We start from the raw sequence: 26033 nt of genomic DNA on the forward strand, positions 1-26033 counted from the left end.
CTTGGCGGTGTGTTGCGGTAGACACCGGGCGTGGTCGGGAGGCCCGGCAGGGCGGCATACGATGGAGGACATGCCTGTCCCCGTGCTGCCCAGCCGTGACGCCATGCTCACGGCGCTGTCGAAGGTCAACGACCCCGAGATCCGCAAGCCGATCACCGAGCTCGGCATGGTCAAGTCGGTCGAGATCGACGAGGCCGGCAAGGTGGACCTCGCGATCTTCCTCACCGTCTCCGGCTGCCCGATGAAGGAGACGCTGACGAAGGACTCCAGCAACGCCCTGCTGGCCCTCGAGGGCGTCACGGCCGTCGAGGTCGAGCTCGACGTCATGAGCGACGAGCAGCGCGCCGAGCTGCGTTCGCAGCTGCGTGGCGGGGCCCCCGAGAAGGAGATCCCCTTCGCCAGGCCCAACAGCCTCACGCGGGTGTATGCCGTCGCGTCCGGCAAGGGCGGCGTCGGCAAGTCGTCGGTGACCGTGAACCTCGCCGCCGCGATGGCCGAGCAGGGCCTGCGGGTGGGCGTCGTCGACGCCGACGTCTACGGCTTCTCCGTGCCGCGCATGCTCGGTGTCGAGCAGCGCCCGACGCAGGTCGACGACATGATCCTGCCGCCGATCAGCCACGACGTGAAGGTCATCTCGATCGGCATGTTCGTTCCCGGCAACCAGCCTGTCGTGTGGCGCGGCCCGATGCTGCACCGAGCCCTGCAGCAGTTCCTCGGCGACGTCTTCTGGGGTGACCTCGACGTGCTGCTGCTCGACCTGCCGCCCGGCACCGGTGACATCGCGATCTCCGTCGCGCAGCTCATCCCGACCGCCGAGATCCTCGTCGTGACCACGCCCCAGCAGGCTGCCGCCGAGGTCGCCGAGCGGGCAGGCTCGATCGCGCTGCAGACCCACCAGCGGGTGGCAGGCGTCATCGAGAACATGAGCTGGCTCGAGCTGCCAGACGGCACCCGCCAGGAGATCTTCGGCTCCGGCGGCGGCCAGGCCGTGGCCGACTCGCTCAGCAAGAGCATCGGGGCACCCGTCGCGCTGCTCGGCCAGATCCCCCTCGACACGCGCCTGCGCGAGGGCGGCGACAGCGGCACGCCAGTCGTGCTCGGTGAGCCCGACTCGGCCGCCGGCGTCGCGCTGCGGGGCATCGCCCGCGGACTCGGCGCCCGTGCCCGCGGTCTCGCCGGCCGCTCCCTGGGGCTCACCCCCGCCGGCCGCTGACCGCCGCCTTCCTCGATCGAAAGAGCACTCCGCCACGTGACGGAGTGCTCTTTCGATGTCTGGCGCGTGCGGCGTACGGTGCCTGACTGCCTTCGCGAAGGTCAGGCGAGGGAGTCGACCCACGCGCGGTGCAGGTCCGAGAACCGGGGCCCGCCGCTGGGCGTCGAACGGGACCCTCAGGTCGCCTCGTCGTCCCAGGGCGTGGGCACCGTCGGGTCGTGCCACTTGGGCGCGCTGACCGGCTTGTCGACGACGGGCGCCGGCTCGTAGTCCTCGGGGGGCGAGGCCAGCGCGTCACGCACGATCTTGCGCGGGTCGTACTGCCTCGGGTCGTAGGCCCGCCAGTCGACGTCGGAGAACTCCGGGCCCATCTCGTCCTTGAGCTGCTGCTTCGCCCGGTCGGCCATCGTGCGGGCCTGGCGCACGAACTTGCCGAACTTCGCGGCGTACTCGGGCAGGCGCTCAGGTCCCAGGATGACGATCGCGAGCAAGCCGAGCAGGAGCAGCTCCCACCCGTTGATGTCGAACACAGTCCCTCGCTTCCAGCACGTCTCGGCTGCGCCATCCTATGTCGGCGGGCTGGGACCTACTTGCCGGGATCGGCCTCGAGGGTCATGGACAGATCGATCTCCTTGCCGCCGCGTTCGACCTTGAGCTTCACCGTGTCACCGACGGCCCGCGCCCGGATGGACACGATGAGCTGGTCGGGTGTGCGGATGCGCTTGCCCTCGAAGGCGATCACGACGTCGCCCGCCTTCACGCCGGCCTTGGCGGCCGGCCCGCCGGCTGTCACGGCGCCGGGCTGGTCGGAGACTTGCGCACCGTCACCCGAGAACGTGCGGTCGAGCGAGACGCCGATGATCGGGTGGGTGGCCTTGCCGGTGGCGATGAGCTGGTCGGCGGTGCGCCGGGCCTGGTCGCTCGGGATGGCGAAACCGAGCCCGATGCTGCCGCCGGTGGATCCGGTCGTGCCCGGCACGCGGGCGATCGCGCTGTTGATGCCGATGACCTCGCCCCTCATGTCGAGCAGCGGACCACCCGAGTTGCCGGGGTTGATGGCCGTGTCGGTCTGGATCGCGTTGATGAAGGAGGACTCGGGGCCCTCGCCCGCGCTCACCGGTCGGTTGAGCGCACTGACGATGCCGGTGGTCACCGTCTGGTCGAGCCCGAGCGGGGCGCCGACCGCGATGACCTGGTCGCCGACGACGACCTTGTCGGACGGCCCGAGCCGCAGCGGGGTGAGGTCGGTGCGCCCGATCTTGAGCACGGCGAGGTCGTAGCTCGTGTCGCGCCCGACGATCGTGGCCTTCTGGGCGTCGCCGTTGCTGAGCACGACCTCGATGTCGCCGTCGGGAGCGGTCGCGACGACGTGGTTGTTCGTCAGCACGTGCCCCTTCTTGTCGATGACGAAGCCGGACCCCGTGGCCGAACCCTCGCTGCCGCCGTCGACCTTGATGGTGACGACGCTGGGCAGGGCGGCTGCCGCGATGTTGGCGACGGAGCCGGGCGGTCGGGCGGTCGCGCCGGGCCCGGGCTCGGGCAGGGTCGAGGCGCCCGTGTTGATGCGGTCCTCGGCGAGCTGGCCGGCCACGCCGCCGACCACGCCCGAGAGCAGGCACAGACCCGCGACGGCCGCCACGAGCCGGCCGCGGCGTCGGCGGGGGCGCGGTGCGGGCTCGTCGGCGAGCAGCACCCCCGCGGCGGGGGGCGTCGTGCCGGGCGTGGGTGACCCGTCGGTGGGGCCCTGCGGGCCGGGGCTTGCGTATGCCGTCGTCTGGGGCGCCGTACCCACGCCGGCGGCCGCTGCGGCCGGGGTGGTCACAGCCACGCCCGGATCGGTTGCCGGACCCGGCGTGGCACGGGCCGTCGCGGGGTCGGAGACCGGCGGCGCGTAGGCGGACCGGTGGGCCTCCTCGGCGAGCGCGTCGGCGCGGTCGCTGCCCCAGGACGCGTCGGCACGGGCGGGGACCGCGGCGCCTTCAGCGGGGTGCTCGCCGCCGAAGACGTCGAACCATGCGTCGTCACCGCTGTCGTCGCCGGAAGAGCCGCCTTGGCCGGCGCCGGTCGGGGCCGCGGGAGCAGGTGGGGTGGCGGCAACGGGCGGCCCAGCCGGAGCCGACGGGATGGCGCGGGTGTCGTGCAGGTCGATGATGCCGGTCTCCTCGGGCTCGGGGCCGAGGGTGCGGGTGCCCTCTGCAGCGGGTCGTTCGGGCGCAGCGGGCTCGGGAGCCTCCGGGGTCGGCTCGCGGTCCGGCGTCGTCGACTCGTCGGTCATGGGCCCGATTGTGCCGAACTCACGTCGGTGCCGCGCAACAGGCCCTGCGCCCCCGGCGTCGAGGGCGCGCGGTTGACGACCCCGTTCGTGACGACCCAGTAGGCGGAGCGGGTGCCGAGGTCGTTGGTGCGCTGCGGGTCGCGGGTCGTGACCCGGCTCGCCGGTAGCGCGGAACCGCCGAAGCTCGATGCCCCCACCGGGCTGACGCCGAGGTTGGCGATCGGCCCACGCACCACGGGGGCCCGGGTGCCGGGGACCGGCGTGATGGCGAGGCCCCACGCGGCGGCCACCGACGCCCCGGCTGCGATCGAGGCGACGACCGCCGCGCGCATCGGCGAGCGGTGCAGGGCCGGTGCGGTCGGGCGCACGGTGGGCACGGGGTCGTAGGACGGCGCGGACGGCATACGGAAGCCGAGTGGGGGAACCGGGACGCGCGGGGCACTGCGCGCCGGGGCGCCCTCTGTCGGCTCGACGGCGGCGAGGCCCATGAGCGAGGTGCGCAGGCTCATCGGCACGCCGGTGTCGGCGCGCAGGGACGCGACGATGCGCCGTTCCTGGTCGGCGGCGGCGCGGCACGTCGTGCAGCAGACGACGTGCTTGTCGTAGAGGTGCAGGAGCGCAGGCGGGAGCGCGCGGTCGACGTAGGCGCGTACGTGTCCTTTGAGGTGCGGCGTCACGACATCACCCCCGGCCCCATCAGTGCGTGCTCGCCGCGACTCGACGACCGGGAAGGCGCAGGCCGGCGCGGCCGGTGCGCGTGCCGGGCTTGGCGGGACGGGCCGCAGCAGCCACCTCGGGCGCGCGGTGCGCGAGGGCCTCACGCAGCTGGGCGCGGCCGCGGTGGATGCGCGAGCGCACCGTGCCGAGCTTGACGCCGAGCGTGGCGCTGATCTCCTCGTAGGACAGGCCCTCGATGTCGCACAGCACGACCGCGGCACGGAACTCGGGCGCGAGCGCGTCGAGGGCGCGCTGCACGTCGTCGTCGAAGCGAGCGTCGTGGTAGGTCTGCTCGGGGCCCTTCTCGAAGCTCGGGATGCGGCCTGCGGCGTCGTCGGGCAGGGCGTCGAAGCGGATGCGCTGCTTGCGGCGCATCTTGTCGAGGAAGACGTTCGTGGTGATGCGGTGCAGCCAGCCCTCGAACGTGCCGGGCTGGTAGGAGTGCAGGGAACGGAAGACGCGCACGAAGACGTCGTGCGTCAGGTCCTCGGCGTCGTGGGGGTTGCCCGTGAGGCGGTAGGCGAGGCGGTAGACGCGGGCCGAGTGCTGCTCCACGATCTCCTCCCAGGTGGGAGGCGTCCATGTCGAGTCGGCCTGATCCCCGCGGGCGGGAGAGGTGGACGTCACGCTGGTGCTCACTGGGGGCGGGGCCTTTCACGGGGACGGTTCATCGACAAGAACGCCGTCGATGTTCGATTCGTTCCCACCGATCGTCCCGAACCCGGCTGTCGGGTCGCCAGCCGGAACCTGTGAATCACCTGTGGGGTCGTGCTCCGGACGGTCACGGCGACTGCTCCCCGCCGTCGTGGGGAACCGCCTCGTGGTGGCGCCGGCCGTGGGTGCGACGGTCCTCCTTCATCTCCGCCTCGAAGAGGTGGCGCCGACCGCCGACGAGCTCGTCACGGGCGAGCGCCTCGAGCCGCTTGAAGGTCGCGTAGTAGCCGTCGTCGTACTCCTCCATGATCTGGAAGGTCCACCGCCCCTCGATGACGTTGCGGCCGACGAGCTCGGTCGAGATCCTGTCGGCCAGCTCGGCGTGGCCCGAGTCACGCAGCAGGTCGACGGCCTCGCCGAGCGCCAGGTCGGCGGTCCCGGTCAGCCGGTGGAACCCGTAGAGGTGCCCCCGGGCGTCCTCGATCACCTCGAGCGCCTCGGAGAGCTTGCCGAGTGCCTCGACCGTGGCGTCGTCGACGCCGTCGGGACGCTGGTGCTCGGTCGTCGGCCTGTCCGCTTCGTCCATGACCTGATCCTTACCCGATCGCGCCCGGCAGGCTGCCGAACCTGCCCATCCCGTCACAGTAGGGTGACGGACATGAGCACCCAGAAGGTCGCAGCCTGGTCGCACGCCGAGGACTTCGTCGCCGCGAGCGAGCACATCGACGCGGCCCGCCACCGCGGCGAGGAGCTCGGTGCCGAGTCGGTCGGCAACGGTGTCGGTTCGGTGCTGCAGGTGCTCGCCGCCGCCATCGGCGCCAAGGCGGTCATGGAGATCGGCACGGGCGCCGGCGCCTCGGGCCTGTGGCTGCTCGGCGGCATGCCGGCCGACGGCATCCTCACGACGATCGACCTCGACACCGAGCACCAGCGGGCGGCCCGAGAGGCGTTCGCCGCCGCCGGCATCGCGCACCAGCGCACGCGCGTCATCGCCGGCCGCGCCCTGGAGGTGCTCCCCCGCATGACCGACGCCGCGTACGACCTCGTCGTCGTCGACGCCGACAAGCTCGAGTACCCCGACTACCTCACCCAGGCCACGCGCCTGCTGCGGCCCGGTGGCACGCTCGTCATGACGTGGAGCGACAAGGAGTCCGACCCGGCCAACCGCGACGCCGAGACGCGCACCCTGCGTGACGTCGGCCGCAGCATCCGCGACCACGACCAGTACGCCGTGTCGCTGCTGCCCGTCGGCGAGGGCCTGCTCGTCGCCGTCAAGCGCTAGAGGGCGTATGCCGCACGGCCGGGCGGGCGGCACACGTGCTCGGAGCGCCGGGCGGGGACGCGAAACGGCCCCCGACCTGGTGGTCAGGGGCCGCCGGACCTGGATCAGGCGAAGGGTCAGCTGACGCCGTCACAACCCTGGATCGCGTCGCGCAGAGCTGCAGCCTCGTCGGGGGTCATCTCGACGACGAGCCGGCCGCCGCCCTCAAGGGGCATCCGCAGCACGATGCCGCGACCCTCCTTGACGACCTCGAGCGGGCCATCGCCGGTCCTCGGCTTCATTGCTGCCATGGTTCCCCTTCCCTAGGAATCCTCGGTCTTTGCTCCCATTATTCCGTGTCTCGTTTGCGAGACCTAATTGGGGATGTGAGAGTCCGCACGTCAGGGCGTCGAAGACCCCTTCACGCTTCCGCACCGGGACGGAATGGGACAGAGTGACGCGCATGACCGAGACCGCCGACGACCGTCGCCCCGCCGAGACCCCCGCCTCCCCCGCCCCGCTGCTCGTCGAGGTCGCGGACGGCATCGCCTGGCTGCGGCTCAACCGGCCCGAGGCGATGAACAGCCTCGACAACGCGCTCAAGGACGCCCTCGTGTCGGCGCTGCGCAAGGTCGGGGACGACCCGGCGGTGCGCTGCGTCGTGCTCACCGGCACCGGGAGGGCGTTCTGCGTGGGGCAGGACCTCAAGGAGCACGTGCGCAGCCTCGGCGACCCGAGCTCGACGCTCGCCACGACGGTGACCGACCACTACAACCCGATCGTCACGGCCCTCTCGACGATGAACAAGCCGGTCGTCGCGGGGATCAACGGCGTGGCCGCCGGAGCCGGGCTCAGCTTCGCCCTCGCCTGCGACTTCCGCATCGCGTCCGACCGGGCCGGCCTCAACACCTCGTTCGCGGGGATCGCGCTCTCGTGCGACTCGGGCGCCTCGTGGTCGCTCCCCCGGCTCGTGGGGCCGGCCAGGGCGAAGGAGCTGTTGCTCCTGCCGCGGACGGTCCCCGCCGACGAGGCCCTTGCGCTCGGCCTGGTGACGAAGGTCGTGCCGGCCGACGAGCTCGAGGCCGCCGTGGATGAGCTCGCGCGGCAGCTCGCAGACGGGCCGACGCTCGCGTACGGGTCGATCCGGCGGGCGGTCGCCTTCTCGGCGAGCGCGGACCTGGCCGCCGCCCTGGCCAACGAGGCGGAGCTGATGGCCCTGACCGGGGCGAGCAACGACCACCGTGCCGCGGTCGACGCGTTCCTCGCCAAGCAGGCCCCGACCTATACCGGCACCTGAGGCCTCCCGCCCCGACGTCGCGGTCTGGGCGGGTCTGCAGGTCGAAGCGCGGATGGTCCGTCCGCGACTGGACCAGGACCGCCATGCCGACGTCGTCGAACCACACGTCGGGCGAGGTGAGCGCCCCACCGGACGGGCCGGTGAGCAACGGGTCGGCCATCGGTCGCGGAAGGCGGCGCGAGGTCCGCACCAGTGCAGGTCACCCTCGGGCACCGACCAGGCCCCGGCGCCGACCTCGTCCAGGATGCGGCGCAGGCGGACTGATCCAGCGCGTCCGCGGGCATCGACCCAGAGCTCCAGGTCATCGAGCCGAACGAGCCGTCGTTCACCGCCTCGATGGCAATGGCACGAGCTGTGCGCTCGTCCACCGCCTCGGAGGCGGCATCGACGACCGCACGCGGAAGGCAGCCGAGCCTCGGGGGGGCCGCGAGACACCACTGCCTCGCCGACCAGGGTCGTGCTCCGGATGCGGACCCACGCGATGCGGCGCGACCGCCGGGACGCCGGTACCAGCACCTGGATGGGCACCGTCACCGAGCACGCCCGGATCCCGTGCAGCGCTGCCGCAGTGGAACCTGCGAGCCAGGCGCCTTCGCCGGCCATGAGCTGCGCCGCGACGAGCCGCAGCTGCAGCGGCGAAGTCCCGGTCTGCAGCGCGTAGACGCCGGGGAGCAGCAGCCGCCAGTCGCGGCCGACCCGCCACCGGAGGGTCTCTCGCGTGACGCCCGCATCGAGCCGCTGCCGTCGGGCGAGGACGCCCCCTGCGACTCGGCAAGAGCGGTTGCTGCCGGGGTGAGTGCCATGACTCAGCCTCACAGGGTCGCCGCAGGGGGTGCCGGCCGTGGCCCGTCCCGGTGGACGACCGGCCCCTCGCCGACCGCAGGTGTGGACACGCATGCCGGGGTCTCCCGAGTGCCCTGCTCCGTGATCGGGCACCCTGGTGGGGCGATCACCCCACGGAACGCCGGATCACGTGCGAATCCATGAAGTCAGCCTTCGGGGCCGGCAACCTCAGGGGCTGGGTCACGGGGGGTAGTCGCCGGTGGGTGAGGGCACGTAGCGCCAGAGCTCGTCGGTCCACCAGTACTGGCCGCCGACGAAGACGAGGAGCAGCGGGACGAACCGCCACAGCAGGCGCCTCCACGTGTTGCCGCGGCGGTCGGCCCAGCCGGCGCCGAGCACGACGACGAGCAGCGGGAACAGCGGGATCAGGTAGCGGAAGATGCTCGTGAAGGGGTCGAGCGTGGCAATGAGGTAGAAGGTGTAGCCCAGCGTCCACGTGCGCAGGTCGGCGCCGAGGTTGCGCGCCCACGGGCCGGCGACCATGAGCAGGATGACGATCGGGCCGCCGACGAGCCACGGCCCCCAGGTGGGGTCGTGCACGCGGTCGATCCACGGCACGAAGAGCTCGACGGTGTCGTAGCTGCGCCAGGCGGCCATCGTGTCGGTGTAGGCCGAGCTCGACCCCGTGCGCCACCAGGCGATCGCCGGCCACAGCAGCCCGGCGACCCCGCAGCCGACGAGCGAGGCGAGCATCGACGCGTACGTGCCGGTCGAGATCGGCCGCTCGCGGCGCCTGCGCCAGCGCATCACGACGACGACCAGGGTCACGAGCCCCAACGGCACCGCGATCGGGCGCGACAGGCCGATGAGCAGGGCGACCGCCGTCGCGACGAGCCAGCGCTCCCGCGAGAGCGCGTGGAGGTAGCCGACGAGCAGCAGCATCGCGAGCGACTCGGTGTAGGCGAGCTGGAGCGTGACCGAGGCCGGGAAGCTGGCCCACAGGGCGACCACGAGGTATGCCGCCGGGTCGCCGATGCGCTCGCGCAGCAGCAGCCCCATGAGCACGGCGGCGCCGACGCCGCAGAGCAGCGCGATCGTGGAGGCGACGGTCGGGAACCCGAGTCCCGTGACGGCCATGAGCAGCCGCGACAGCAGCGGGAACAGCGGGTAGAAGGCCCACGGGTTCTGGCCGACCCGGCCGGAGTCGGAGACCGGGAGGACTTCGGGGTAGCCGTCCTCGGCGATGCGGCCGTACCACTCGCCGTCCCACAGGGCGGTGAACGAGAAGTACGTGACCGGCACCCCGTCGCCGCCCGTCATGCTGCTCGGCACCTGGTGCGGCAGCACGAGCAGCAGGATCGTGGTCGACACGACGCGGGCGAGGGCGTACGCGGCGAGCACCCAGCCGATGAAGACGCGCCGTGGGCGCAGGGGTCGGACCTCGGTCATGGAGTGCGTTCGTGTCCGACCGTCGGAGCGGACGGCGTACGCGTGCCGCCCCCGTCGTCGGCCGGCGAGCCGTCCTCGACCACCGGGGCGTGGTCGCCTGCGGCCGGGGTGGAACGGGTGACCCGCTCAGGCCTCGGGTCCGGGTCCGGGTCGGGTTCGGCGGCCCGCTCGGGTGCCCTCTCGGACGCGCCTTCGGACACGTCTTCGGTCGCCGCCTCGGATGCCGCTTCGGTCGCTCCCACGGTCGCAGCTGCGGCACCCGGGAGCGGCTCGCCACGGAGCACGGCGATCTCCTCGTCCTTCTCGCGCAGCTCACGACGCAGCCGGTCGACGACCCCGTCGACCTGGCTCATGCGGTAGCCCCGCGCCCCGACGTCGAAGACGAGGTCGTCGAAGTCGGCGTCGGTGAGGGGCTCGTCGGGCAGCGGCTCGTGGCTCAGGCTCGAGCTCGCGCGCCCGAGCCCGCCGCCGGCGAGCCCGAGCAGGAGCGCGACGACGAGGCACAGGACGACGATGCCGACGAAGAGGATGAACCACTTCACGTGCGCGGCTCCTCGTAGGTGCGGATCAGCTTGACGGCCTCGTGCGGGTCGTCCGTGACGACGAGCCGGTCGAGGTCGGCCGAGCTGATCATGCCGTTGTCGAGCACCGTGCCGCGCAGCCAGTCCAGCAGGCCCTGCCAGTAGTCGACGCCCATGAGCACGACGGGGAACTCGGTGACCTTCTGTGTCTGCGCCAGGGTCAGCGCCTCGAAGAGCTCGTCGAGCGTGCCGAACCCGCCGGGCAGCACGATGAACCCGCGGGAGTACTTGAGGAACATGACCTTGCGGGCGAAGAAGTAGCGGAAGTTGATGCCGAGGTCGACGTACTCGTTGAGGCCGGTCTCGAACGGCAGCTCGATGCCGAGCCCGACGGACGTGCCCTTCGCCTCGAACGCGCCCTTGTTGGCGGCCTCCATCGCGCCGGGCCCGCCGCCCGTGATGACGGCGTAGCCCTCCTCGACGAGGAGGCGACCCACCTCGACACCCATGGCGTATGCCGGGTCGTCGGGTCGCGTGCGCGCGGAGCCGAACACCGCAACCGCCGGACCGAGCTCGGACAGCGCACCGAAGCCCTCGACGAACTCGGACTGGATGCGCATGACCCGCCACGGGTCGGCGTGCAGCCAGTCGGCGGGCTGGTGGCCCTCGAGCAGGCGCTGGTCGGTCGTGGTCCGGGGCACCTTGTGACGCCGCAGTGTGACCGGGCCGGTCTGGCGGCGGTCCTCTCGCGGCTCCCCCGGGAGACGGGTGTCGGGCTGTTCGTCGCTCACACCGACAACCCTAAGCGGCGCGCCTATGCGAGCCAGCGCAGCAGGGCGGCCTCGGCGTCGGCGTACTGCCCGACCGGGCAGCGTTCGTCGTCCATGTGGGCCAGGTTGGGGTCGCCCGGCCCGTAGTTGACGGCCGGGATGCCGAGCACCGAGAAGCGAGCCACGTCGGTCCAGCCCTCCTTGGCGTTCACCGGCACGCCGAGTGCGTCGATGAACGCCTTGGCCGCCGGCAGGAGCAGGCCGGGACGGGCGCCGTCGGCGGCGTCGGTGAGCACGACGTCGAACCCGTCGAAGACCTGGCGCACGTGGGCCAGTGCCTCGTCGGTGTTCTTGTCGGGCGCGTAGCGGTAGTTGACGGTGATGACGCACCGGTCGGGGATCACGTTGCCTGCGATGCCGCCCGTGATGCCCACGGCCTGGAGGGCCTCGTGGTAGTCGAGCCCGTCGACGGTGATCGTCTCGGCCTCGTAGGCGGAGAGGCGCGCGAGCACCACCGCCGCGTCGTGGATCGCGTTGTGGCCCTTCCACGGCCGGGCGGAGTGTGCCGCGACGCCCGTGGTCGTGATCTCGACCCGGAGCGTGCCCTTGCAGCCGCCCTCGATGGCGCCGTTGGTCGGCTCGAGCAGCACGGCGAAGTCGCCCGCCAGGAGGTCGGGCGAGGTCTCCGCGACCCGGGCGAGGCCGTTGTACCTGCCGTCGATCTCCTCGCACTCGTAGAAGAGGAACGTGAGGTCGCGGGCCGGCTCGGTGACCTCGGCCGCGATGCGGAGCATCACCGCGACCCCGCCCTTCATGTCGACCGTGCCCCGGCCCCACAGCTCGTCGTCGACGCGGCGGGTGGGCAGGTTGGGCACGTCGGTGAGCGGCACGGTGTCGATGTGGCCGGCAAGCACGACGCGCTCGTCGCGTCCCAGCGACGTGCGGGCGACGACGGTGTTGCCGTCACGCGTCACCTCGAGGTGCGAGAGCGGACGCAGCGCGGCCTCGATGGCGTCGGCGAGCGCCTCCTCGTCCTGGCTGACCGACTCGATGTCGCAGATCGCCGCGGTGAGCGTCGTGACGTCAGTGCCGAGGTCGAGGACCGGGCCGGGCGCGGGGGTCGGGTCGGCGGGCAGCGGGGTCGACGGCATACGGGGAAGGCTAGCGGCCGTACCCTCCGCCGGGGCGTCCGGTCCTCGGGTGCGTGTGCCGATCCGCTGCGCTGCCCCATATCCTTGCCCCCATGTCGGAGCGCAGCGCATGGGGTCACGGACTGACGACGATCACGGATGACGGGCAGGTGCTCGACACCTGGTTCCCGCAGCCGGCGCTGGGCACGGCGCCCGCCGACGCGGTGGCGCCCGAAGGCCTCGACGCGCTGGTCGGCGCCGACGACGCGCGACGCGTGCGCACCGAGGTGCGTCTGGTCGAGATCGACCTCGACGCCGCCCCCACGGACGCCCCCGACGCGTACCTGCGGCTGCACCTGCTCTCGCACTGCCTCGTGGCACCCAACACCGTCAACCTCGACGGCCTCTTCGGGGCACTGCCGAACATCGCGTGGACGAGCGCCGGCGCGTGCGCGGTCGAAGGCTTCGAGCAGACCCGGCTGCGGCTGCGCGCCCGCGGGCAGCACGTCGCGGTCTACGGCGTCGACAAGTTCCCGCGGATGACCGACTTCGTCGTGCCGCAGGGCGTGCGCATCGCCGACGCCGACCGGGTGCGCCTCGGGGCCCACCTCTCCCCCGGCACCACGGTGATGCACGAGGGCTTCTGCAACTTCAACGCCGGCACGCTCGGCACCTCGATGGTCGAGGGCCGCATCGTCCAGGGTGTCGTCGTCGGCGACGGCTCCGACATCGGCGCCGGGGCCTCGATCATGGGCACCCTCTCGGGCGGCGGCACGGAACGCGTCAGCATCGGCGAGCGTTGTCTGGTCGGAGCCAACGGAGGCATCGGCATCGCTCTCGGCGACGACTGCGTCGTCGAGGCCGGGCTCTACGTCACGGCGGGGACCAAGGTGACGCTTCCCGACGGGTCCGTGGTCAAGGCCAAGGAGCTGTCGGGCTCGAGCAACATCCTCTTCATCCGCAACAGCGTCAGCGGTGCCGTCGAGGCCCGCGACCGCAAGGGGACGGGCATCACCCTCAACGCCGCCCTGCACGCCAACGACTGACCGATCCACGACCAAAGCCCTTCGACCGGTTCGGACCAGAGCCGGACTACCTGAGGACCCCATGCCGACGACCCGAACGGGCCCCACCCTCGCCGAATCCCGCGGCCGCGGGCTCTCACGCGGGCGTGCGCCGGCGCGCCGGCGTCGTCGCTGGGTGACACTGCTGGTCGTGCTCGCCCTGGTGGGTGGCGCCGGCTGGTTCGGTGCACGCTTCCTCATCTCCAGCGTGGTCAACCCGCAGTGCACCATCAAGGCGTCGGGCATGACCGAGACCTTCGACCCCGACCAGACGGCGAACGCCGCGCTCATCTCGGCCCTGTCGGTCAAGCGCGAGATGCCGCCGCGGGCCGCGACCATCGCGCTGACGACGGCCTTCCAGGAGTCGAAGATCCGCAACCTGCGCTACGGCGACCGCGACTCCCTCGGGCTCTTCCAGCAGCGGCCGAGCCAGGGCTGGGGCACCGAGAAGGAGATCCTCGACCCCGTCCACTCGACGAACCGCTTCTACGACGCCCTCGAGCGGTTCAAGGGCTACGAGACGGCCGACATCACGAAGATCGCCCAGCGCGTGCAGAAGAGCGGCTTCCCGGAGGCCTACCGTGACCACGAGGGGCAGGGGCGTGTGCTCGCCTCCACCCTGACCGGGCACTCGCCGGCCGGGCTCACCTGCCGGCTCGACGCCGTCAAGCAGGCGGTGTCGCCGTCGCGGGTCATCGGTGACCTGTCGCAGCAGATGGGCGTCACCTCGGCGCGTGCGGGCGACGGCACCGTGACCGTCTCGGCCCGCAACGCGACGACAGCGTGGGCCGTCGCGCACTGGTCGGTGGCGCGTGCCGAGCTGTACGGCGTCACGTCCGTGTCGGTCGGACAGCGCGCCTGGGACCGCGACCGCGGCGACGAGGGCTGGTCGGGGGGCACGGCCGGGACGACGGTGACCGTCAAGCTCGGCTGACGGCATACTTCGGGCTGCCTGGCCGGGCCGCTCCCGCCGGGCACCCTCAGCCGGTGGCCTTGTCGAGGTGCTGGAGCAGGTCGTGCGCGGCCAGCTCGACGTCCTTGTGCCGCCACTCGGAGGCGCGGTACACGCACGCGATGAGGGCGGTCCGGTGCACGCGCCGCAGGTCTCCGTAGACGAAGGCGTAACGCGCCTTCGTGTCGTCGTTCGCGCCCTCGGTCAGGCCGAGGTGCCACGCGGCGTAGTCGTCCCACGAGTGCCTCTCCAGGTACGCGTTCTGCGCGGCCGCGTCGGGCTGCACCTGGCCCCAGTCGCTGTCGAGGACGTACTGCTGTGCGTCGATGAGCTCGCGGCACCGGGCGACGGCCGCATCGTTGACGATGTACTTGGCCACGCACCCATCATGCCGATGCCCCCGTCCCTTGCGGGGCGGGGGCATCGGGTGGATCCGCGGTCGAGCCGGCGTGCTACTCAGCCGGGGTAGCTGCGCTCGGCCTCGCCGGTGTAGATCTGGCGCGGGCGGCCGATCTTCGTCTCGGGGTCGTTCATCATCTCGCGCCACTGGGCGATCCAGCCCGGGAGGCGACCGATGGCGAAGAGCACCGTGAACATCTTCGACTCGAAGCCCATGGCCTTGTAGATGAGGCCGGTGTAGAAGTCGACGTTCGGGTAGAGCTTGCGCTCGACGAAGTAGTCGTCGGCCAGGGCGATCTCCTCGAGACCCTTGGCGATCTCGAGCAGCGGGTCGTTCTGGCCCAGCTTCTCGAGGATGTCGTCGGCGGCCTTCTTGATGATGGCCGCACGCGGGTCGTAGTTCTTGTAGACGCGGTGCCCGAAGCCCATGAGGCGGACACCCTGCTCCTTGGCCTTGACCTTCTCCATGAACTTCTTCGGGTCGTCGCCCGACGCGTGGAGCTTGCCGAGCATCTCGAGCACGGCCTGGTTGGCACCGCCGTGGAGCGGGCCGGAGAGGGCATGGATGCCGGCCGAAACGGAGTTGAAGAGGTTCGCGTGGGCCGAGCCGACCAGGCGCACCGTCGAGGTGGAGCAGTTCTGCTCGTGGTCGGCGTGCAGGATGAAGAGCAGGTCGAGGGCCTTGGCGACGGTCGGGTCGACCTCGTACGGCTCGACCGGGTAGCCGAACGTCATCCGCAGGAAGTTCTCGACGAACGACAGCGAGTTGTCGGGGTACATGTACGGCTGACCGACGCTCTTCTTGTGCGCCATGGCCGCGATGGTGGGCAGCTTCGCGAGGAGCCGGACGGTCGAGATCTCGACCTGCTCCTGGTCGAAGGGGTCGAGGCTGTCCTGGTAGAACGTGCCCAGCGCCGAGACGGCCGAGCTGAGCACCGGCATCGGGTGCGCGTCGCGCGGGAAGCCGTTGAAGAACGCGCGGAGGTCCTCGTGCAGCATCGTGTGCCGGCGGATGGAGTCCTCGAAGCGCGTCAGCTCCTCGGGGGTCGGCAGCTCGCCGTAGATGAGCAGGTAGGCGACCTCGACGAACGTCGACTTCTCCGCCAGCTCGGCGATCGGGTAGCCGCGGTAGCGCAGGATGCCCTGGTCGCCGTCGATGTAGGTGATCGCGCTCTTGCACGACGCGGTGTTGACGAAACCGACGTCGTAGGTGACGAGGCCGGTCTCCTTGAGCAGGGAGCCCACGGCGAGCCCGTCGTTGCCCTCCACGGCGTCGACTCCCGGGAACGTGAGTTCCTTGTCTGCGACCTTGAGTGTTGCGTCCACTGCCTTCGTCACTGTTCCTCGCCTCCTGTCACTCCGGCCCAGAGACGCCGGACGTATCCGCGAGCGACGTTACCCCAGCGTGCTCCCGGCCGAGAAAACAGGTCCACCACCGGACCGGCCGCACACGCCCGCCGTGACTGGCGTGACGCACGGGGTCAGAGTCGCTCGCAGGCGGCGGCGATGCGCTCGTCGGTGGCCGTCAGCGCGATGCGCACGTGGCGGGCGCCAGCGGCGCCGTAGAACGCGCCCGGAGCCACGAGGATGCCGCGGTCGGCGAGGTCGGAAACCGTTGCCCAGCAGTCTTCTTCGCGCGTGGCCCACAGGTAGAGGCCCGCTTCGGAGTGGTCGACCCGCAGGCCCGCCCGGGTGACCGCTGCGAGCAGCTGCTCACGCCTGCGGGCGTATGCCGTGCGCTGCGCCTGCACGTGGGTGTCGTCGCGCAGGGCGACCGCCATCGCGTGCTGCACCGGTGTGGGCATGATCATGCCGGCGTGCTTGCGCACCTCGAGGATCGTCCTGACGATCGCCGGGTCACCGGCCACGAAGGCCGCCCGGTAGCCGGCGAGGTTGGACTGCTTGGAGAGGGAGTAGACGGCCAGGAGACCCGTGTGGTCGCCTCCCGAGACGTCGGGGTGCAGGATGCTCGGCGTCGAGGTGCCGAACTGGCCCTCGCGCCAGTCGAGCTCGGCGTAGCACTCGTCGCTCGCGACCACCACGCCGTGCTGGCGGGCCCACTGGACGACCTTGCGCAGGTGGCCGACGCCGAGCACCTGGCCGTTGGGGTTGCCGGGACTGTTGATCCACAGCAGCTTCGGGGTGGTCGACGCCGTGAGCGGCCCCAGGCTCGTCAGCGACTGGGCGACGACGCTCGCCGCACCTGCGATGCGGGCGCCGATGTCGTAGGTCGGGTAGGCGACGGCCGGGATGCCGACGACGTCACCGGAGCCCAGGCCCAGGAGGGTCGGCAGCCAGGCGACGAGCTCCTTGCTCCCGATCGTCGGGAGCACGCAGTCGACGGTGAGGCCGGCGACGCCACGTCGGCGCTCGAACCACTCGACGACTGCCTGTCGCACGTCGGTGGTGCCCACGGTCAGCGGGTAGCCGGGGGCGTCGGCCGCCTCGGCCAGCGCCCGGCGTACGACCTCGGGGGTCGGGTCGACCGGCGTACCGACGGACAGGTCGACGATGCCCCCTGGATGCGCGACCGCCCGCGCCTTGTAGGGCGCGAGCGAGTCCCAGGGGAAGTCAGGAAGGTCGAGCCCTCTGACGGTGAGTGTCACTCGTCGTGCTCCTGCGGGGGCAGGGCCTCGATGAGCGGGTGGTCCTTGTCGATGACGCCGAGCTTCGCGGCGCCGCCGGGGCTGCCGAGGTCGTTGAAGAACTCGACGTTGGCGTTGTAGTAGTCAGCCCACTGCTCGGGGACGTCGTCCTCGTAGTAGATCGCCTCGACGGGGCACACGGGCTCGCAGGCGCCGCAGTCGACGCACTCGTCGGGGTGGATGTAGAGCGACCGCTTGCCCTCGTAGATGCAGTCGACCGGACACTCCTCGATGCAGGCACGGTCCTTCAGGTCGACGCAAGGCTGGGCGATGACGTAGGTCATGGGGAGCGGGACCTCCTGTGGAGCGTTCGGGAGCGGATGCTGCACCGCCTAGTATGCCGGACATGAACGGCGAGCCCACGCACGGCCCCACCGATGAGACCCACCCCGAGACGGGCTCCCAGACCGGCTCGGCGACGAGTGCTCCGGGCGGCACCGACACCCCCGGGCACCGCCTCACCGCGGGCCTGACCATCGGCAGCCGGGTCGTCGTGCGCTACCGCCTCGAGGAGGGCGAGGGCGCCGCCGCGACCGACTTCGTCGGCGAGCTCGTCGCACGCAACGCCGACTTCCTCGTCGTCGACACGAGGACCGAGCGGGTGAAGCTGATCCGCGCCGACGTGCTCGCCGCCAAGGACGTCCCGCCACCCGCGAGCCGCACCGGCCGGGCGCACGAGCGAGTCTCCGCCGACGACCTCGAGAAGCTGATGGCCAAGGGCTGGCAGGCGGTCGACCGCGGCGGCGTGGGCGACTGGGTGCTGCGCGCCTCCGACGGCTTCACCGGCCGCGCCAACTCGGCGCTCGTCGTCGGCGACCCGAGCCTCCCGGTCGCCAAGGCGATCGACTTCGCCGAGAGGTGGTACGCCGACCGCGGCCGTCCCGCGATCTTCCAGGTGCACGGCGCCAGCGGCTTCGACCCGGCGGAGCAGCCGGCCGTCGCAGAGCTTCTCGAGCGCGGCTACGTCGTCGGAGGAGGTCACGAGAGCTGGCAGCGCGTGCTCGTCATGACCGGCCTCTCGGCGGCGGTTCCCCCGCTCACCGAGCAGTCCGCACCCGTCACGGCCGATGCCCAGCTCCAGCTGGACTGGCTCACGACCTACGCCGAGCAGCGCCCGGTCGTGCCCGGCGCCACCGAGGCCGTCCTCACGGGCAGCGACGGCCAGCTCTTCCTGTCGGTGCGCGACCCCGGCACCAACGCGATCATCGGCCTGGCCCGACTCGCGATCCACCCCGGCTGGGCCGGGATCTTCGGCCTGTGGGTGCACCCCGACCACCGGCGTTCGGGCGTGGCCACGACGATCGTGTCGGCGGCTGCGATGGTCGCGCGCGAGAACAACATGCCGGCGATGTACATCCAGGTCTCGGGCGACAACGCGGCGGGCGTCGCGTTCTGGAGCGACCTCGGCTTCACGGTGCACCACGAGTACACCTACGTCGCGAAGGCGTCGGCCTGACCGGTCGTCACGGCGGGGTGGCCGCCGGGTTGGTGCAGACGATCCTGTCCTCGGGGATGTAGTGCGTGCGCACCCACTCGCTCTTGACCAGCGTGGGTGAGCCGGGTCGGAACCACTGCCGGGTGACCGTCACGTCGAAGCCCGGGTTGGGCTGCTGCGGGTAGCACTTGAGGCCGTCGATGCGAATCGTCTTGGGAGGCACGACGTTTCGTCGCGGACCCTTGACCGACTTGACGTCCCACGTCTTGGTGCTCCACACGCGTCCGTGGACGAAGCCGCCCTCGACCCACGTCTGGAGCAACATCCCGTATGCCGTGTCGTTCCTCCACCTGTTGTCGACGCTCGGCCAGTACACCGTCGCCTCGCGCCCCTCGGGGTAGCGCGGGATGAAGAAGGCGTGCGCGGTGAACTCCTGGATGTCGGCTCCGGCGAAGTAGGCCATGTTGTAGATCACCGTCGAGACCTGGCTGATGCCGCCGCCCGTGCCACGCGTCAGGCGGCCGTTGATGATGACGGTGCCGTCGGCGTACCCCTTGTCGGTGGTGCGCTCGCCGAGGATGCCGTTGAGGCTGAACGTGCCTCCCGGAGGCACGTAGGTGCCGTTGATGCGCTTCGTCGCCACGACCAGGTTGTTCGTCCGGGTCGTGTCGTTGGTCGGGAAGGGGCTCGTGAAGTCGGCGACCATCGTCGTCACGCCCGCCTTCTGGGCGTCCTGCGTGGTGAACGGCGGGACGGCGACCGACGGTCGGACGTCGACCGTGCGGTCGGTGCCCGAGATCGCGGCCACGACGCGCTTGCCGACGGCGTCCTCGTCGACAGCCAGACCGTCGACGGACGGCACCAGGCGCGGCTTGCCGTTGCCTGCCTCGAAGACCCAGCGGGCACTGCTCGCCGTGCGCGTCGTCGCCCGCACCTTGGTGGAGACGAGCTTCGTGAGGGCCTTCTCGTCGAAGGCCGGCTCGAGGCCGCCCGCGCCGTCGGGCACCACCGAGACCATCGAGGCGTACTCCGCGGGCGCGAGCAGTGCACGCGTGGCGCCGCTGACGAGAGTCAGAGGCCGCGACATCGCCGTGCTGCCGAACTCGTCGGCTGTCTGCTGGACCGTCTCGGCGCTGACCCGGGGGTCGGTCTCGCGGACTGCGGCCGTCGCCTCGGTCGACTCGGGGAACGCCTGGCGCAGGGCGAGCTTCGTGGCGGCGATGTCGAGCGTGCGGCCGGGCACCGGCAGGTCGACGGCCACGGAGCCGCCCGGGAACGTCACCCGCCCCTCGACGGGCTCCACGGCGACGCTGGGCGCGAGCTTCTCGAGGTAGGCGGTCAGGCGGTCGTCGTCGCCGTTCGTGAGCAGGGGCGCCTCGACAGACCCGGTGAGCTTGTCCCAGACCCGCCTCGGGTCGAGCGTGAAGCCGGTGAGCCCGTCGAGGGAGCGGTCGGCGTCGATGCGCAGCCCGGCGTCGCCCGGCACGACCTCGACGGGGTCTGCACGCCCGGGCACGGTCAGGGCGATCGGCGTGGCCAGCAGCGAGCGTGACCCCTTCTCGATGGACGCCCGCGCCGCCTCGGGCGTCATGCCCCCGACCTGGATGCCACCCACCGACATGGACGCCGGAACGTGCTGCGAGGACCAGGTGCACAGCCCGGCGTAGCCGCCACCGAGCACGACGACGGCGACGACGAGGCGCAGCACGGTGGAGCGGCGCTCACGGCGAGGGTCGAGGTACGGGTCGTCGGACATGGGGTCTCCGGTCAGCGGATCGGCTGCCACGAAGGTAATGCCCGAAGCCCTGCTTTTCGGCGAGGCGCGGCCCGAGTCGTGGGCCGTGGCGCGATCGTCGCCCCCGCGGGTCAGTCGAGGAGGTCGGTGCCGTGGCGGCCGGTGGGCTGCCAGGTGAGGGGGTCGACCTGACGGAAGCCCTCGCGCCCCGTGGTGCGCACCGCCACGAGGTTCGACAGGGCGTGCACGTCGTCGCTCGCCACGAGCACCTGCGTGGCATGGGCGCGCAGCGCGTCGTTCTTCACGGCCCGGGCGGCGTCGTCGTGCACGACGTGGCTCACGGCGTCGTCGTCGACCACCGAGGGTGGGACGGGGTGGTCCGCCGTCGGCACGACCAGCGCCGGGGCGTCGGGACCGGCCGCACCGACGACTCCCCCGAGCTCGGGGTCGTGCCACCACGCGTCGGTGGCCAGCAGGCCGGGGTCGGCGGCAGCGAGCCAGGCCCGGTCCTCGCGCACCCACCCGATCGGCGTGAGGATCTCGTACGTGCGGGCCGGCAGCTCCGACGCGTCGAGCTGCTGAAGGGCACGTCGGGTGACCCGGTGAGTCTGGATGTGGTCGGGGTGGCCGTAGCCCCCGTGCTCGTCGTAGGTGACGACGACGTCGGGACGCAGACGACGCATCACCTCGGCCACGAGGGCACCGGCCCCGTCGAGCTCCGCACGGGCGAAGGCGTCGGCGCGGGCAGCAGCCGGCGAGCCGGCCATGCCCGAGTCTCGGTAGCGGGACAGCCGCCCAGCGGATGCGTCGGCACCGAGGACGTGCATCGTCGCGCCGACGCGCGCCAGGGCCCGCGTGAGCTCACCGTGACGGTAGGGGCCCAGGCCATCGGCGGGGTCGCCCTCGAGGTGGGCGAGGGCCGGCGGGATGACCTCGCCCTCCTCGCCCAGCGTGCACGTCAGGACGTGCACGTCGTCACCGCGCGCCACGTGGTGCGCCATCGTGACGCCGCAGGTGAGCGTCTCGTCGTCGGGGTGGGCGTGGACGAGGAGCAGGCGCGCCACGGGTGTCCTCTCGTTGGGTCGTTCAGCGGACGTAGGGCGTCACGGCCGCGCCGCCGTCAGCGCACCGACACGGTGGCGATGTCGACGATGCCGCCCACGCTGTGGTCCTCGTAGGACCGCACGCCCGCCCCGTGCAGGTAGAGGGCCTTGGTCGCGGAGAGCGCGATGTAGCCGACCTGGCCGCGGATGGTGCTGTCGGCCTGCTCCCACACCTTCGCCCGGGCAGCAGGGTCGGCCGTCGCGTCGGCCCGGTCGATGAGCGCGTTCACGGCGCTGCTCGAGAAGTAGCCGACGTCCTGGCCGGGGCCGGACGAGTCGATGTTGATGCGCGGGTCGAAGAGCGCCGGCAGCACACCTCCGGCGGACGGCCAGTCGGGGGTCCACACACCGCGGAAGACGTCGTAGGAGTCGACTGAGGTCGGCTTCTCGATCTCCTCGTAGTACTCCTCGGGGGCCACGCCCTTCAGCTCGACCTCGAAGCCCGCGCGCTGCCACCCGGCGACCAGGGCGGCATACGCCTTGTCGGCGAGCACCGACCGCGCGTACACGAGGCGCAGCTTGACGGGCAGCCTGACCCCCGCCTGCTGGAGCAACCTCCGGGCTGCCTCCGGGTCGCCCTCGACGCCGTTGCCGGCCGAGGGTCTGACCGACTCCGGGTAGACGGCGGGCGACAGGATCGACCACGTGGGCGTGCCCGCGCCCTCGCCGCCCGTCGCGGCCACGTAGGTGGCGCGGTTGGTCGACGCGGCGAGCGCCTGGCGCACCGCGGGGTCGGACATCGCCTTGCTGCGCATGTTGATCGCGAGGTAGTCGACGTTGCCCGTGTACGGGAAGGTCAGCCGCGCCTGCAGGTCGGTGCCCGCCTGGTTGCGCAGCGTCGGGCTCGCCTGGACCCACGAAACCGCGTACGCGTCGTCGGCCTGCTGGTTGAGCAGCCGCTGGATGACCGTCGCCTCACCGAGCCCCGAGGTCACCTGGATCTCGTCGGGGTAGGCCCGCCTGATCGGGTCGGTGCGCGGGTCCCAGTGCTCGTTGCGCACGAACGTGCCGCCCTTGCCGACGACCCACGGCGCCTTGAGCCGGTAGGGCCCGCTCGACATCACGGCATACGAGGCCTTGTCGGTCTTCGTGTCGGCCGACGGCTTGCGGGGTGCGAACTCGGGCAGCGCCACGATGTGCGGGAAGTCCGGCTCGGCGTCGCGCAGCCTGAAGGTGACGGTGCGGCCCTTGCACGAGACGGCGCGGTCGAAGTCGGCCTGGTGGGCCGTGTCGGACGGCCCGGCGTACACCGGCTTCTCGAGGCCCTCGGCCGTGACCCGCGTCGGCATGTCGAGCAGGTAGCTCGCGTAGTTCGTGCCGCCGACGTGGGTGCGCCGGTCGAACGTGCGGGCGACGCCGTGACGCACGTCGTCGCACGTGATGGGTGTGCCGTCCTGCCACTCGAGGCCATCGCGGAGGGTGAAGCTCCACGTACGCGCCCCGTCGGACGGGGTGCCGGTGTCGGTCGCGAGGTCGCCCTGCACCTCGCGCTGCCGGGCCCCCGTGCCGTATGCCGTCAGGCCCCGAACGAACGTGCGCTGGGCGAAGAACGCCTCGGGGCCGACGTACATCAGCTGCGGGTCCCACGTCGCGATGGTCCCGGCGACGAGCACCTGAAGGGTGCCGCCGGCCTGCCCGCCCGTCGAGGCCGACGGCGCGGGCGGCACGGCGCTCTGCGTAGAGGTGTCGGCCGTGCCCGTGCACGCCGCGGCACCCCCTGCCAGGAGAGCAGCCCCGACCCCGACGGCCAGCGACCTCCTCAGCCCGCGTCCGACGCGCACCACGGCAGGCACCGGTCGGTCAGCCCTCGGCCTTCGCCGCCGACCGCGCGCGGGAGGCGGTGCGAGCACGCTCGCCGGCGTCCAGGACGACCTTGCGGATGCGGACGGTCTCGGGCGTCACCTCGACGCACTCGTCCTCACGGCAGAACTCGAGGCTCTGCTCGAGGCTGAGCTTGCGCGGCGGCACGATCTTCTCGAAGTTGTCGGAGGAGGAGGCGCGCACGTTGGTGAGCTTCTTCTCCTTCGTGATGTTGACGTCCATGTCGTCGGCGCGGGAGTTCTCGCCGACGATCATGCCCTCGTAGACCTCGGTGGTCGGCTCGACGAAGAGGACGCCGCGCTCCTGGAGGTTGACCATGGCGTACGAGGTGACGACGCCGGTGCGGTCGGAGACGAGCGATCCGCTCGTGCGGGTCGTGATGGCGCCGAACCACGGCTCGTAGTCCTCGAAGACGTGGTGCGCGATACCGGTGCCCCGGGTCTCGGTGAGGAACTCGGTGCGGAAGCCGATGAGGCCACGGCTGGGCACCAGGAACTCCATGCGGATCCAGCCGGTGCCGTGGTTGGTCATCTGCTCCATGCGGCCCTTGCGGGCGGCCATGATCTGCGTGATCGCGCCGAGGAACTCCTCGGGGGTGTCGATGGTGAGGCGCTCGACGGGCTCGTGGACCTTGCCGTCGACCTCCCGAGTGACGACCTGCGGCTTGCCGACGGTCAGCTCGTAGCCCTCGCGGCGCATCTGCTCGACGAGGATGGCGAGCGCGAGCTCACCACGACCCTGGACCTCCCAGGCGTCGGGACGCTCGGTCGGCAGGATGCGCAGCGACACGTTGCCGATGAGCTCCTTGTCGAGGCGGTCCTTGACCATGCGCGCGGTGACCTTCGAGCCGCGCACCTTGCCGACCATGGGGCTGGTGTTGGTGCCGATGGTCATCGAGATGGCCGGCTCGTCGACGGTGATGAGCGGCAGCGGGATCGGGTTCTCGGCGTCGGCGAGCGTCTCGCCGATGGTGATCTCGGGGATGCCCGCGACGGCGATGATGTCGCCCGGGCCGGCCTCCTCGGCGGGCTTGCGCTCGAGGGCCTCGGTCATGAGCAGCTCGGTGATCTTGACGCGCTGCTGCGAGCCGTCGTGGCGGCACCACGTGACCTGCTGGCCCTTGCGGATCGTGCCGTTGTGGACGCGGAGCAGGGCGAGGCGTCCGAGGAAGTTGGACGCGTCGAGGTTGGTGACGTGGGCCTGCAGCGGGGCCTCGTCGTCGTAGGTCGGCGCCGGGATGGTCTCGAGGATCGTCTCGAAGAGCGCCTCGAGGTCCTCGCCCTCCGGCAGGCCGCCGTCCTCGGGACGCTCGGTCGACGCGCGGCCCGCCTTGGCGGAGGCGTAGACGATCGGGAAGTCGATCTGCTCCTCGGTGGCGTCGAGGTCGAGGAAGAGCTCGTACGCCTCGTCGACGACCTCGGCGATGCGCGAGTCGGGGCGGTCGACCTTGTTGATGCAGAGGATGACCGGCATCTTCGCGGCGAGCGCCTTGCGCAGCACGAAACGGGTCTGCGGCAGCGGGCCCTCGGACGCGTCGACGAGGAGCACGACGCCGTCGACCATCGACAGGCCGCGCTCGACCTCGCCACCGAAGTCGGCGTGGCCGGGGGTGTCGATGATGTTGATCGTCACGCCGTCGGCGAGACCCCGGTCGGAGGCCGCCTTGCCCGTGTAGTGGATCGCGGTGTTCTTGGCGAGGATCGTGATGCCCTTCTCGCGCTCGAGGTCACCGGAGTCCATCGCGCGCTCGTCGACGTGCTGGTGCTCGCCGAACGCGCCGGCCTGCCAGAGCATCTTGTCGACGAGGGTGGTCTTGCCGTGGTCGACGTGGGCGACGATGGCGACGTTGCGGATGTCCGCGCGGGTCTTCATGGGCATGGGGAACAGTCTCTCAGGGTTTCGGGGGTGGTCCTGACCACGGCTGGGGGCGGTGACGGCGGTGACCGAGGGGCCTCAGGTGCTGCTGGTGCGACCGAGCACGGCCTCGAGCTGCTCGACGATGGGCAGGTCGGCAGGCAGCCAGGCCACGGCGCGCAGGTCGTCGACCTCCAGCCACCGCAGCTCGTCGTGGTCCTCGATGGGGGCCGGGGTGCCCTCGACGACCTCGGCGAGCCACACCAGCATCTCGTAGCGGTCGCCCAGTGGCCAGGTGCTCCCCGGCAGGGGTCCCGGCACGTGCGCACCCAGCTGCACGTGTACGCCGAGCTCCTCGAGCACCTCGCGGTGCAAGGCCGACAGGGGGGACTCGCCGTCGTCGACCTTTCCGCCGGGCAGCTCCCAGCCCCCGGCGAGCGTGGCGGGCTCGGTGCGTCGGGCGGAGAGCAGGCGGGTCGGCCGCACGAGGTCGTCGACGATGGCCGCCCCGACGACGAGGCGCACTGGTTGACGGTCTGCGGTGCTCATGGCGACGTCGATGGTGCCACACGGACCCGACGCATCGGCGGGCCACGACCCGAACACTCGGCATCGGTCCGGGGTTTACTGGAGGGCATGACACGACTGCTCACCGACGAGGAGATCGAGCGGCAGCTCGGCGACCTGCCGGGCTGGACGCGCGACGGCGACACCATCAGGGCCTCCTTCGAGGCGCCGGAGTTCCTCACCTGCATCGCCCTGGTGCAGGAGGTCGGTGCAGCCGCCGAGGCGATGGACCACCACCCCGACATCGACATCCGCTGGCGGACCGTGAGCTTCGCGCTGTCGACGCACTCCGAGGGCGGCCTGACCCAGATGGATGTCGAGCTCGCTCACCAGATCAGCCAGGAGGCCGCGCGCAAGGGCGCGACCGCGTCCGCGTGAGCGTGCGGCA

At 71.7% G+C, this 26033-nt stretch carries 26 protein-coding genes; 7 read left to right on the plus strand and 19 right to left on the minus strand.

What is annotated here, in order from left to right:
* The first annotated feature begins 70 nt into the window (after nt 1-70).
* The gene (locus tag ACFQ2V_RS02585; RefSeq protein WP_386050468.1) at nt 71-1213 is read left to right on the plus strand and encodes an Mrp/NBP35 family ATP-binding protein; all 1143 of its coding nucleotides are present in this window, start codon (nt 71-73) and stop codon (nt 1211-1213) included.
* Nucleotides 1214-1389: 176 nt separating this feature from the next.
* Here the strand turns inward: ACFQ2V_RS02585 and tatB are convergent, their stop codons facing one another.
* The 5 genes from tatB to ACFQ2V_RS02610 form a co-directional block, all read right to left on the minus strand.
* Nucleotides 1390-1743, minus strand: coding sequence for a Sec-independent protein translocase protein TatB (gene tatB, locus ACFQ2V_RS02590; protein ID WP_386050470.1), 354 nt, complete (start codon nt 1741-1743; stop codon nt 1390-1392).
* A gap of 56 nt (nt 1744-1799) precedes the next feature.
* Nucleotides 1800-3488, minus strand: coding sequence for a S1C family serine protease (locus ACFQ2V_RS02595; protein WP_386050472.1), 1689 nt, complete (start codon nt 3486-3488; stop codon nt 1800-1802).
* Nucleotides 3485-4165 carry a hypothetical protein gene (locus ACFQ2V_RS02600; RefSeq protein ID WP_386050474.1) on the minus strand — a complete coding sequence of 227 codons (681 nt, stop codon included), beginning with the start codon at nt 4163-4165 and terminating at the stop codon, nt 3485-3487. The genes ACFQ2V_RS02595 and ACFQ2V_RS02600 overlap by 4 nt, the downstream gene beginning before the upstream one ends.
* 19 nt (nt 4166-4184) lie before the next feature.
* Complete coding sequence (gene sigE / locus ACFQ2V_RS02605) at nt 4185-4844, minus strand: RNA polymerase sigma factor SigE (RefSeq protein WP_386050476.1); 660 nt, start codon at nt 4842-4844, stop codon at nt 4185-4187.
* A gap of 142 nt (nt 4845-4986) precedes the next feature.
* On the minus strand, nt 4987-5445 hold the full coding sequence (locus tag ACFQ2V_RS02610; protein ID WP_386050478.1) for a hypothetical protein: 459 nt from the start codon (nt 5443-5445) through the stop codon (nt 4987-4989).
* A gap of 72 nt (nt 5446-5517) precedes the next feature.
* Between ACFQ2V_RS02610 and ACFQ2V_RS02615 the strand changes: the two genes are divergently transcribed.
* Entirely contained in the window at nt 5518-6141 is a 624-nt protein-coding gene (locus tag ACFQ2V_RS02615; RefSeq protein WP_386050480.1) for an O-methyltransferase, read from the plus strand.
* A 116-nt stretch (nt 6142-6257) separates the two neighbouring features.
* On the opposite strand, the gene ACFQ2V_RS02620 is transcribed toward ACFQ2V_RS02615, so the two are convergent.
* Complete coding sequence (locus ACFQ2V_RS02620; RefSeq protein WP_076262632.1) at nt 6258-6431, minus strand: DUF3117 domain-containing protein; 174 nt, start codon at nt 6429-6431, stop codon at nt 6258-6260.
* Between the two features lie 152 nt (nt 6432-6583).
* Between ACFQ2V_RS02620 and ACFQ2V_RS02625 the strand changes: the two genes are divergently transcribed.
* The gene (locus tag ACFQ2V_RS02625) at nt 6584-7417 is read left to right on the plus strand and encodes an enoyl-CoA hydratase/isomerase family protein (RefSeq protein ID WP_386050482.1); all 834 of its coding nucleotides are present in this window, start codon (nt 6584-6586) and stop codon (nt 7415-7417) included.
* A 1023-nt stretch (nt 7418-8440) separates the two neighbouring features.
* Here ACFQ2V_RS02625 and ACFQ2V_RS02630 read toward each other — a convergent pair.
* From ACFQ2V_RS02630 to dapE, 4 genes are read right to left on the minus strand one after another with little or no spacing between them, the layout of a single operon-like run.
* The gene (locus ACFQ2V_RS02630; RefSeq protein ID WP_386050484.1) at nt 8441-9649 is read right to left on the minus strand and encodes a hypothetical protein; all 1209 of its coding nucleotides are present in this window, start codon (nt 9647-9649) and stop codon (nt 8441-8443) included.
* Entirely contained in the window at nt 9646-10191 is a 546-nt protein-coding gene (locus ACFQ2V_RS02635) for a cell division protein DivIVA (protein ID WP_386050485.1), read from the minus strand. The genes ACFQ2V_RS02630 and ACFQ2V_RS02635 overlap by 4 nt, the downstream gene beginning before the upstream one ends.
* A complete protein-coding gene (locus ACFQ2V_RS02640) occupies nt 10188-10961 on the minus strand; it encodes an LOG family protein (RefSeq protein ID WP_386050487.1) in 774 nt (257 codons plus the stop codon). The genes ACFQ2V_RS02635 and ACFQ2V_RS02640 overlap by 4 nt, the downstream gene beginning before the upstream one ends.
* 23 nt (nt 10962-10984) lie before the next feature.
* Nucleotides 10985-12091: a succinyl-diaminopimelate desuccinylase gene (dapE, locus tag ACFQ2V_RS02645; protein WP_386050489.1), complete on the minus strand. Its 1107-nt coding sequence runs from the start codon at nt 12089-12091 to the stop codon at nt 10985-10987.
* A 92-nt stretch (nt 12092-12183) separates the two neighbouring features.
* Between dapE and dapD the strand changes: the two genes are divergently transcribed.
* Together dapD and ACFQ2V_RS02655 are read left to right on the plus strand one after the other, a co-directional pair.
* Nucleotides 12184-13116 carry a 2,3,4,5-tetrahydropyridine-2,6-dicarboxylate N-succinyltransferase gene (gene dapD / locus ACFQ2V_RS02650; protein ID WP_386050490.1) on the plus strand — a complete coding sequence of 311 codons (933 nt, stop codon included), beginning with the start codon at nt 12184-12186 and terminating at the stop codon, nt 13114-13116.
* 169 nt (nt 13117-13285) lie between these two features.
* Nucleotides 13286-14068 (plus strand): hypothetical protein, encoded by a 783-nt coding sequence (locus tag ACFQ2V_RS02655; RefSeq protein ID WP_386050491.1) that lies wholly within the window; start codon nt 13286-13288, stop codon nt 14066-14068.
* A 46-nt stretch (nt 14069-14114) separates the two neighbouring features.
* On the opposite strand, the gene ACFQ2V_RS02660 is transcribed toward ACFQ2V_RS02655, so the two are convergent.
* The 4 genes from ACFQ2V_RS02660 to fdxA all read right to left on the minus strand — a co-directional run bounded on the left by ACFQ2V_RS02660 (nt 14115) and on the right by fdxA (nt 17414).
* Nucleotides 14115-14465, minus strand: a complete 351-nt coding sequence (locus tag ACFQ2V_RS02660) for a hypothetical protein (RefSeq protein WP_386050492.1) — start codon at nt 14463-14465, stop codon at nt 14115-14117.
* Between the two features lie 77 nt (nt 14466-14542).
* Nucleotides 14543-15811 (minus strand): citrate synthase, encoded by a 1269-nt coding sequence (locus ACFQ2V_RS02665; RefSeq protein WP_386050494.1) that lies wholly within the window; start codon nt 15809-15811, stop codon nt 14543-14545.
* 155 nt (nt 15812-15966) lie between these two features.
* Entirely contained in the window at nt 15967-17091 is a 1125-nt protein-coding gene (gene dapC, locus ACFQ2V_RS02670) for a succinyldiaminopimelate transaminase (protein WP_386050496.1), read from the minus strand.
* Nucleotides 17088-17414, minus strand: a complete 327-nt coding sequence (gene fdxA / locus ACFQ2V_RS02675) for a ferredoxin (RefSeq protein ID WP_020143133.1) — start codon at nt 17412-17414, stop codon at nt 17088-17090. The genes dapC and fdxA overlap by 4 nt, the downstream gene beginning before the upstream one ends.
* 62 nt (nt 17415-17476) lie before the next feature.
* Between fdxA and ACFQ2V_RS02680 the strand changes: the two genes are divergently transcribed.
* The gene (locus ACFQ2V_RS02680; protein WP_386050497.1) at nt 17477-18586 is read left to right on the plus strand and encodes a GNAT family N-acetyltransferase; all 1110 of its coding nucleotides are present in this window, start codon (nt 17477-17479) and stop codon (nt 18584-18586) included.
* Between the two features lie 7 nt (nt 18587-18593).
* On the opposite strand, the gene ACFQ2V_RS02685 is transcribed toward ACFQ2V_RS02680, so the two are convergent.
* The 5 genes from ACFQ2V_RS02685 to ACFQ2V_RS02705 all read right to left on the minus strand — a co-directional run bounded on the left by ACFQ2V_RS02685 (nt 18594) and on the right by ACFQ2V_RS02705 (nt 25627).
* Nucleotides 18594-20321, minus strand: a complete 1728-nt coding sequence (locus ACFQ2V_RS02685) for a VanW family protein (protein ID WP_386050499.1) — start codon at nt 20319-20321, stop codon at nt 18594-18596.
* A gap of 110 nt (nt 20322-20431) precedes the next feature.
* Nucleotides 20432-21364, minus strand: coding sequence for an N-acetyl-1-D-myo-inositol-2-amino-2-deoxy-alpha-D-glucopyranoside deacetylase (gene mshB / locus ACFQ2V_RS02690; protein WP_386050501.1), 933 nt, complete (start codon nt 21362-21364; stop codon nt 20432-20434).
* A gap of 56 nt (nt 21365-21420) precedes the next feature.
* Nucleotides 21421-23070: an ABC transporter substrate-binding protein gene (locus ACFQ2V_RS02695; RefSeq protein WP_386050502.1), complete on the minus strand. Its 1650-nt coding sequence runs from the start codon at nt 23068-23070 to the stop codon at nt 21421-21423.
* A gap of 133 nt (nt 23071-23203) precedes the next feature.
* Nucleotides 23204-25102: a translational GTPase TypA gene (gene typA / locus ACFQ2V_RS02700; RefSeq protein WP_386050504.1), complete on the minus strand. Its 1899-nt coding sequence runs from the start codon at nt 25100-25102 to the stop codon at nt 23204-23206.
* A 75-nt stretch (nt 25103-25177) separates the two neighbouring features.
* A complete protein-coding gene (locus ACFQ2V_RS02705; protein WP_386050505.1) occupies nt 25178-25627 on the minus strand; it encodes a (deoxy)nucleoside triphosphate pyrophosphohydrolase in 450 nt (149 codons plus the stop codon).
* An 87-nt stretch (nt 25628-25714) separates the two neighbouring features.
* Between ACFQ2V_RS02705 and ACFQ2V_RS02710 the strand changes: the two genes are divergently transcribed.
* Nucleotides 25715-26023: a 4a-hydroxytetrahydrobiopterin dehydratase gene (locus ACFQ2V_RS02710; protein WP_386050507.1), complete on the plus strand. Its 309-nt coding sequence runs from the start codon at nt 25715-25717 to the stop codon at nt 26021-26023.
* Nucleotides 26024-26033 lie beyond the last annotated feature (10 nt).

The organism is Terrabacter terrigena (genome assembly GCF_042676085.1).
Classification (GTDB): domain Bacteria; phylum Actinomycetota; class Actinomycetes; order Actinomycetales; family Dermatophilaceae; genus Terrabacter; species Terrabacter terrigena.

Excerpts from the sequence above, each read along its gene's own strand:
- ACFQ2V_RS02585 (WP_386050468.1), top strand. The coding sequence starts at position 71 with ATGCCTGTCCCCGTGCTGCCCAGCCGTGACGCCATGCTCACGGCGCTG.
- ACFQ2V_RS02595 (WP_386050472.1), bottom strand. The coding sequence starts at position 3,488 with ATGACCGACGAGTCGACGACGCCGGACCGCGAGCCGACCCCGGAGGCT.
- ACFQ2V_RS02610 (WP_386050478.1), bottom strand. The coding sequence starts at position 5,445 with ATGGACGAAGCGGACAGGCCGACGACCGAGCACCAGCGTCCCGACGGC.
- ACFQ2V_RS02615 (WP_386050480.1), top strand. The coding sequence starts at position 5,518 with ATGAGCACCCAGAAGGTCGCAGCCTGGTCGCACGCCGAGGACTTCGTC.
- ACFQ2V_RS02620 (WP_076262632.1), bottom strand. The coding sequence starts at position 6,431 with ATGGCAGCAATGAAGCCGAGGACCGGCGATGGCCCGCTCGAGGTCGTC.
- ACFQ2V_RS02625 (WP_386050482.1), top strand. The coding sequence starts at position 6,584 with ATGACCGAGACCGCCGACGACCGTCGCCCCGCCGAGACCCCCGCCTCC.
- ACFQ2V_RS02630 (WP_386050484.1), bottom strand. The coding sequence starts at position 9,649 with ATGACCGAGGTCCGACCCCTGCGCCCACGGCGCGTCTTCATCGGCTGG.
- dapE (WP_386050489.1), bottom strand. The coding sequence starts at position 12,091 with ATGCCGTCGACCCCGCTGCCCGCCGACCCGACCCCCGCGCCCGGCCCG.
- dapD (WP_386050490.1), top strand. The coding sequence starts at position 12,184 with ATGTCGGAGCGCAGCGCATGGGGTCACGGACTGACGACGATCACGGAT.
- fdxA (WP_020143133.1), bottom strand. The coding sequence starts at position 17,414 with ATGACCTACGTCATCGCCCAGCCTTGCGTCGACCTGAAGGACCGTGCC.
- ACFQ2V_RS02680 (WP_386050497.1), top strand. The coding sequence starts at position 17,477 with ATGAACGGCGAGCCCACGCACGGCCCCACCGATGAGACCCACCCCGAG.
- ACFQ2V_RS02685 (WP_386050499.1), bottom strand. The coding sequence starts at position 20,321 with ATGTCCGACGACCCGTACCTCGACCCTCGCCGTGAGCGCCGCTCCACC.
- typA (WP_386050504.1), bottom strand. The coding sequence starts at position 25,102 with ATGCCCATGAAGACCCGCGCGGACATCCGCAACGTCGCCATCGTCGCC.
- ACFQ2V_RS02705 (WP_386050505.1), bottom strand. The coding sequence starts at position 25,627 with ATGAGCACCGCAGACCGTCAACCAGTGCGCCTCGTCGTCGGGGCGGCC.
- ACFQ2V_RS02710 (WP_386050507.1), top strand. The coding sequence starts at position 25,715 with ATGACACGACTGCTCACCGACGAGGAGATCGAGCGGCAGCTCGGCGAC.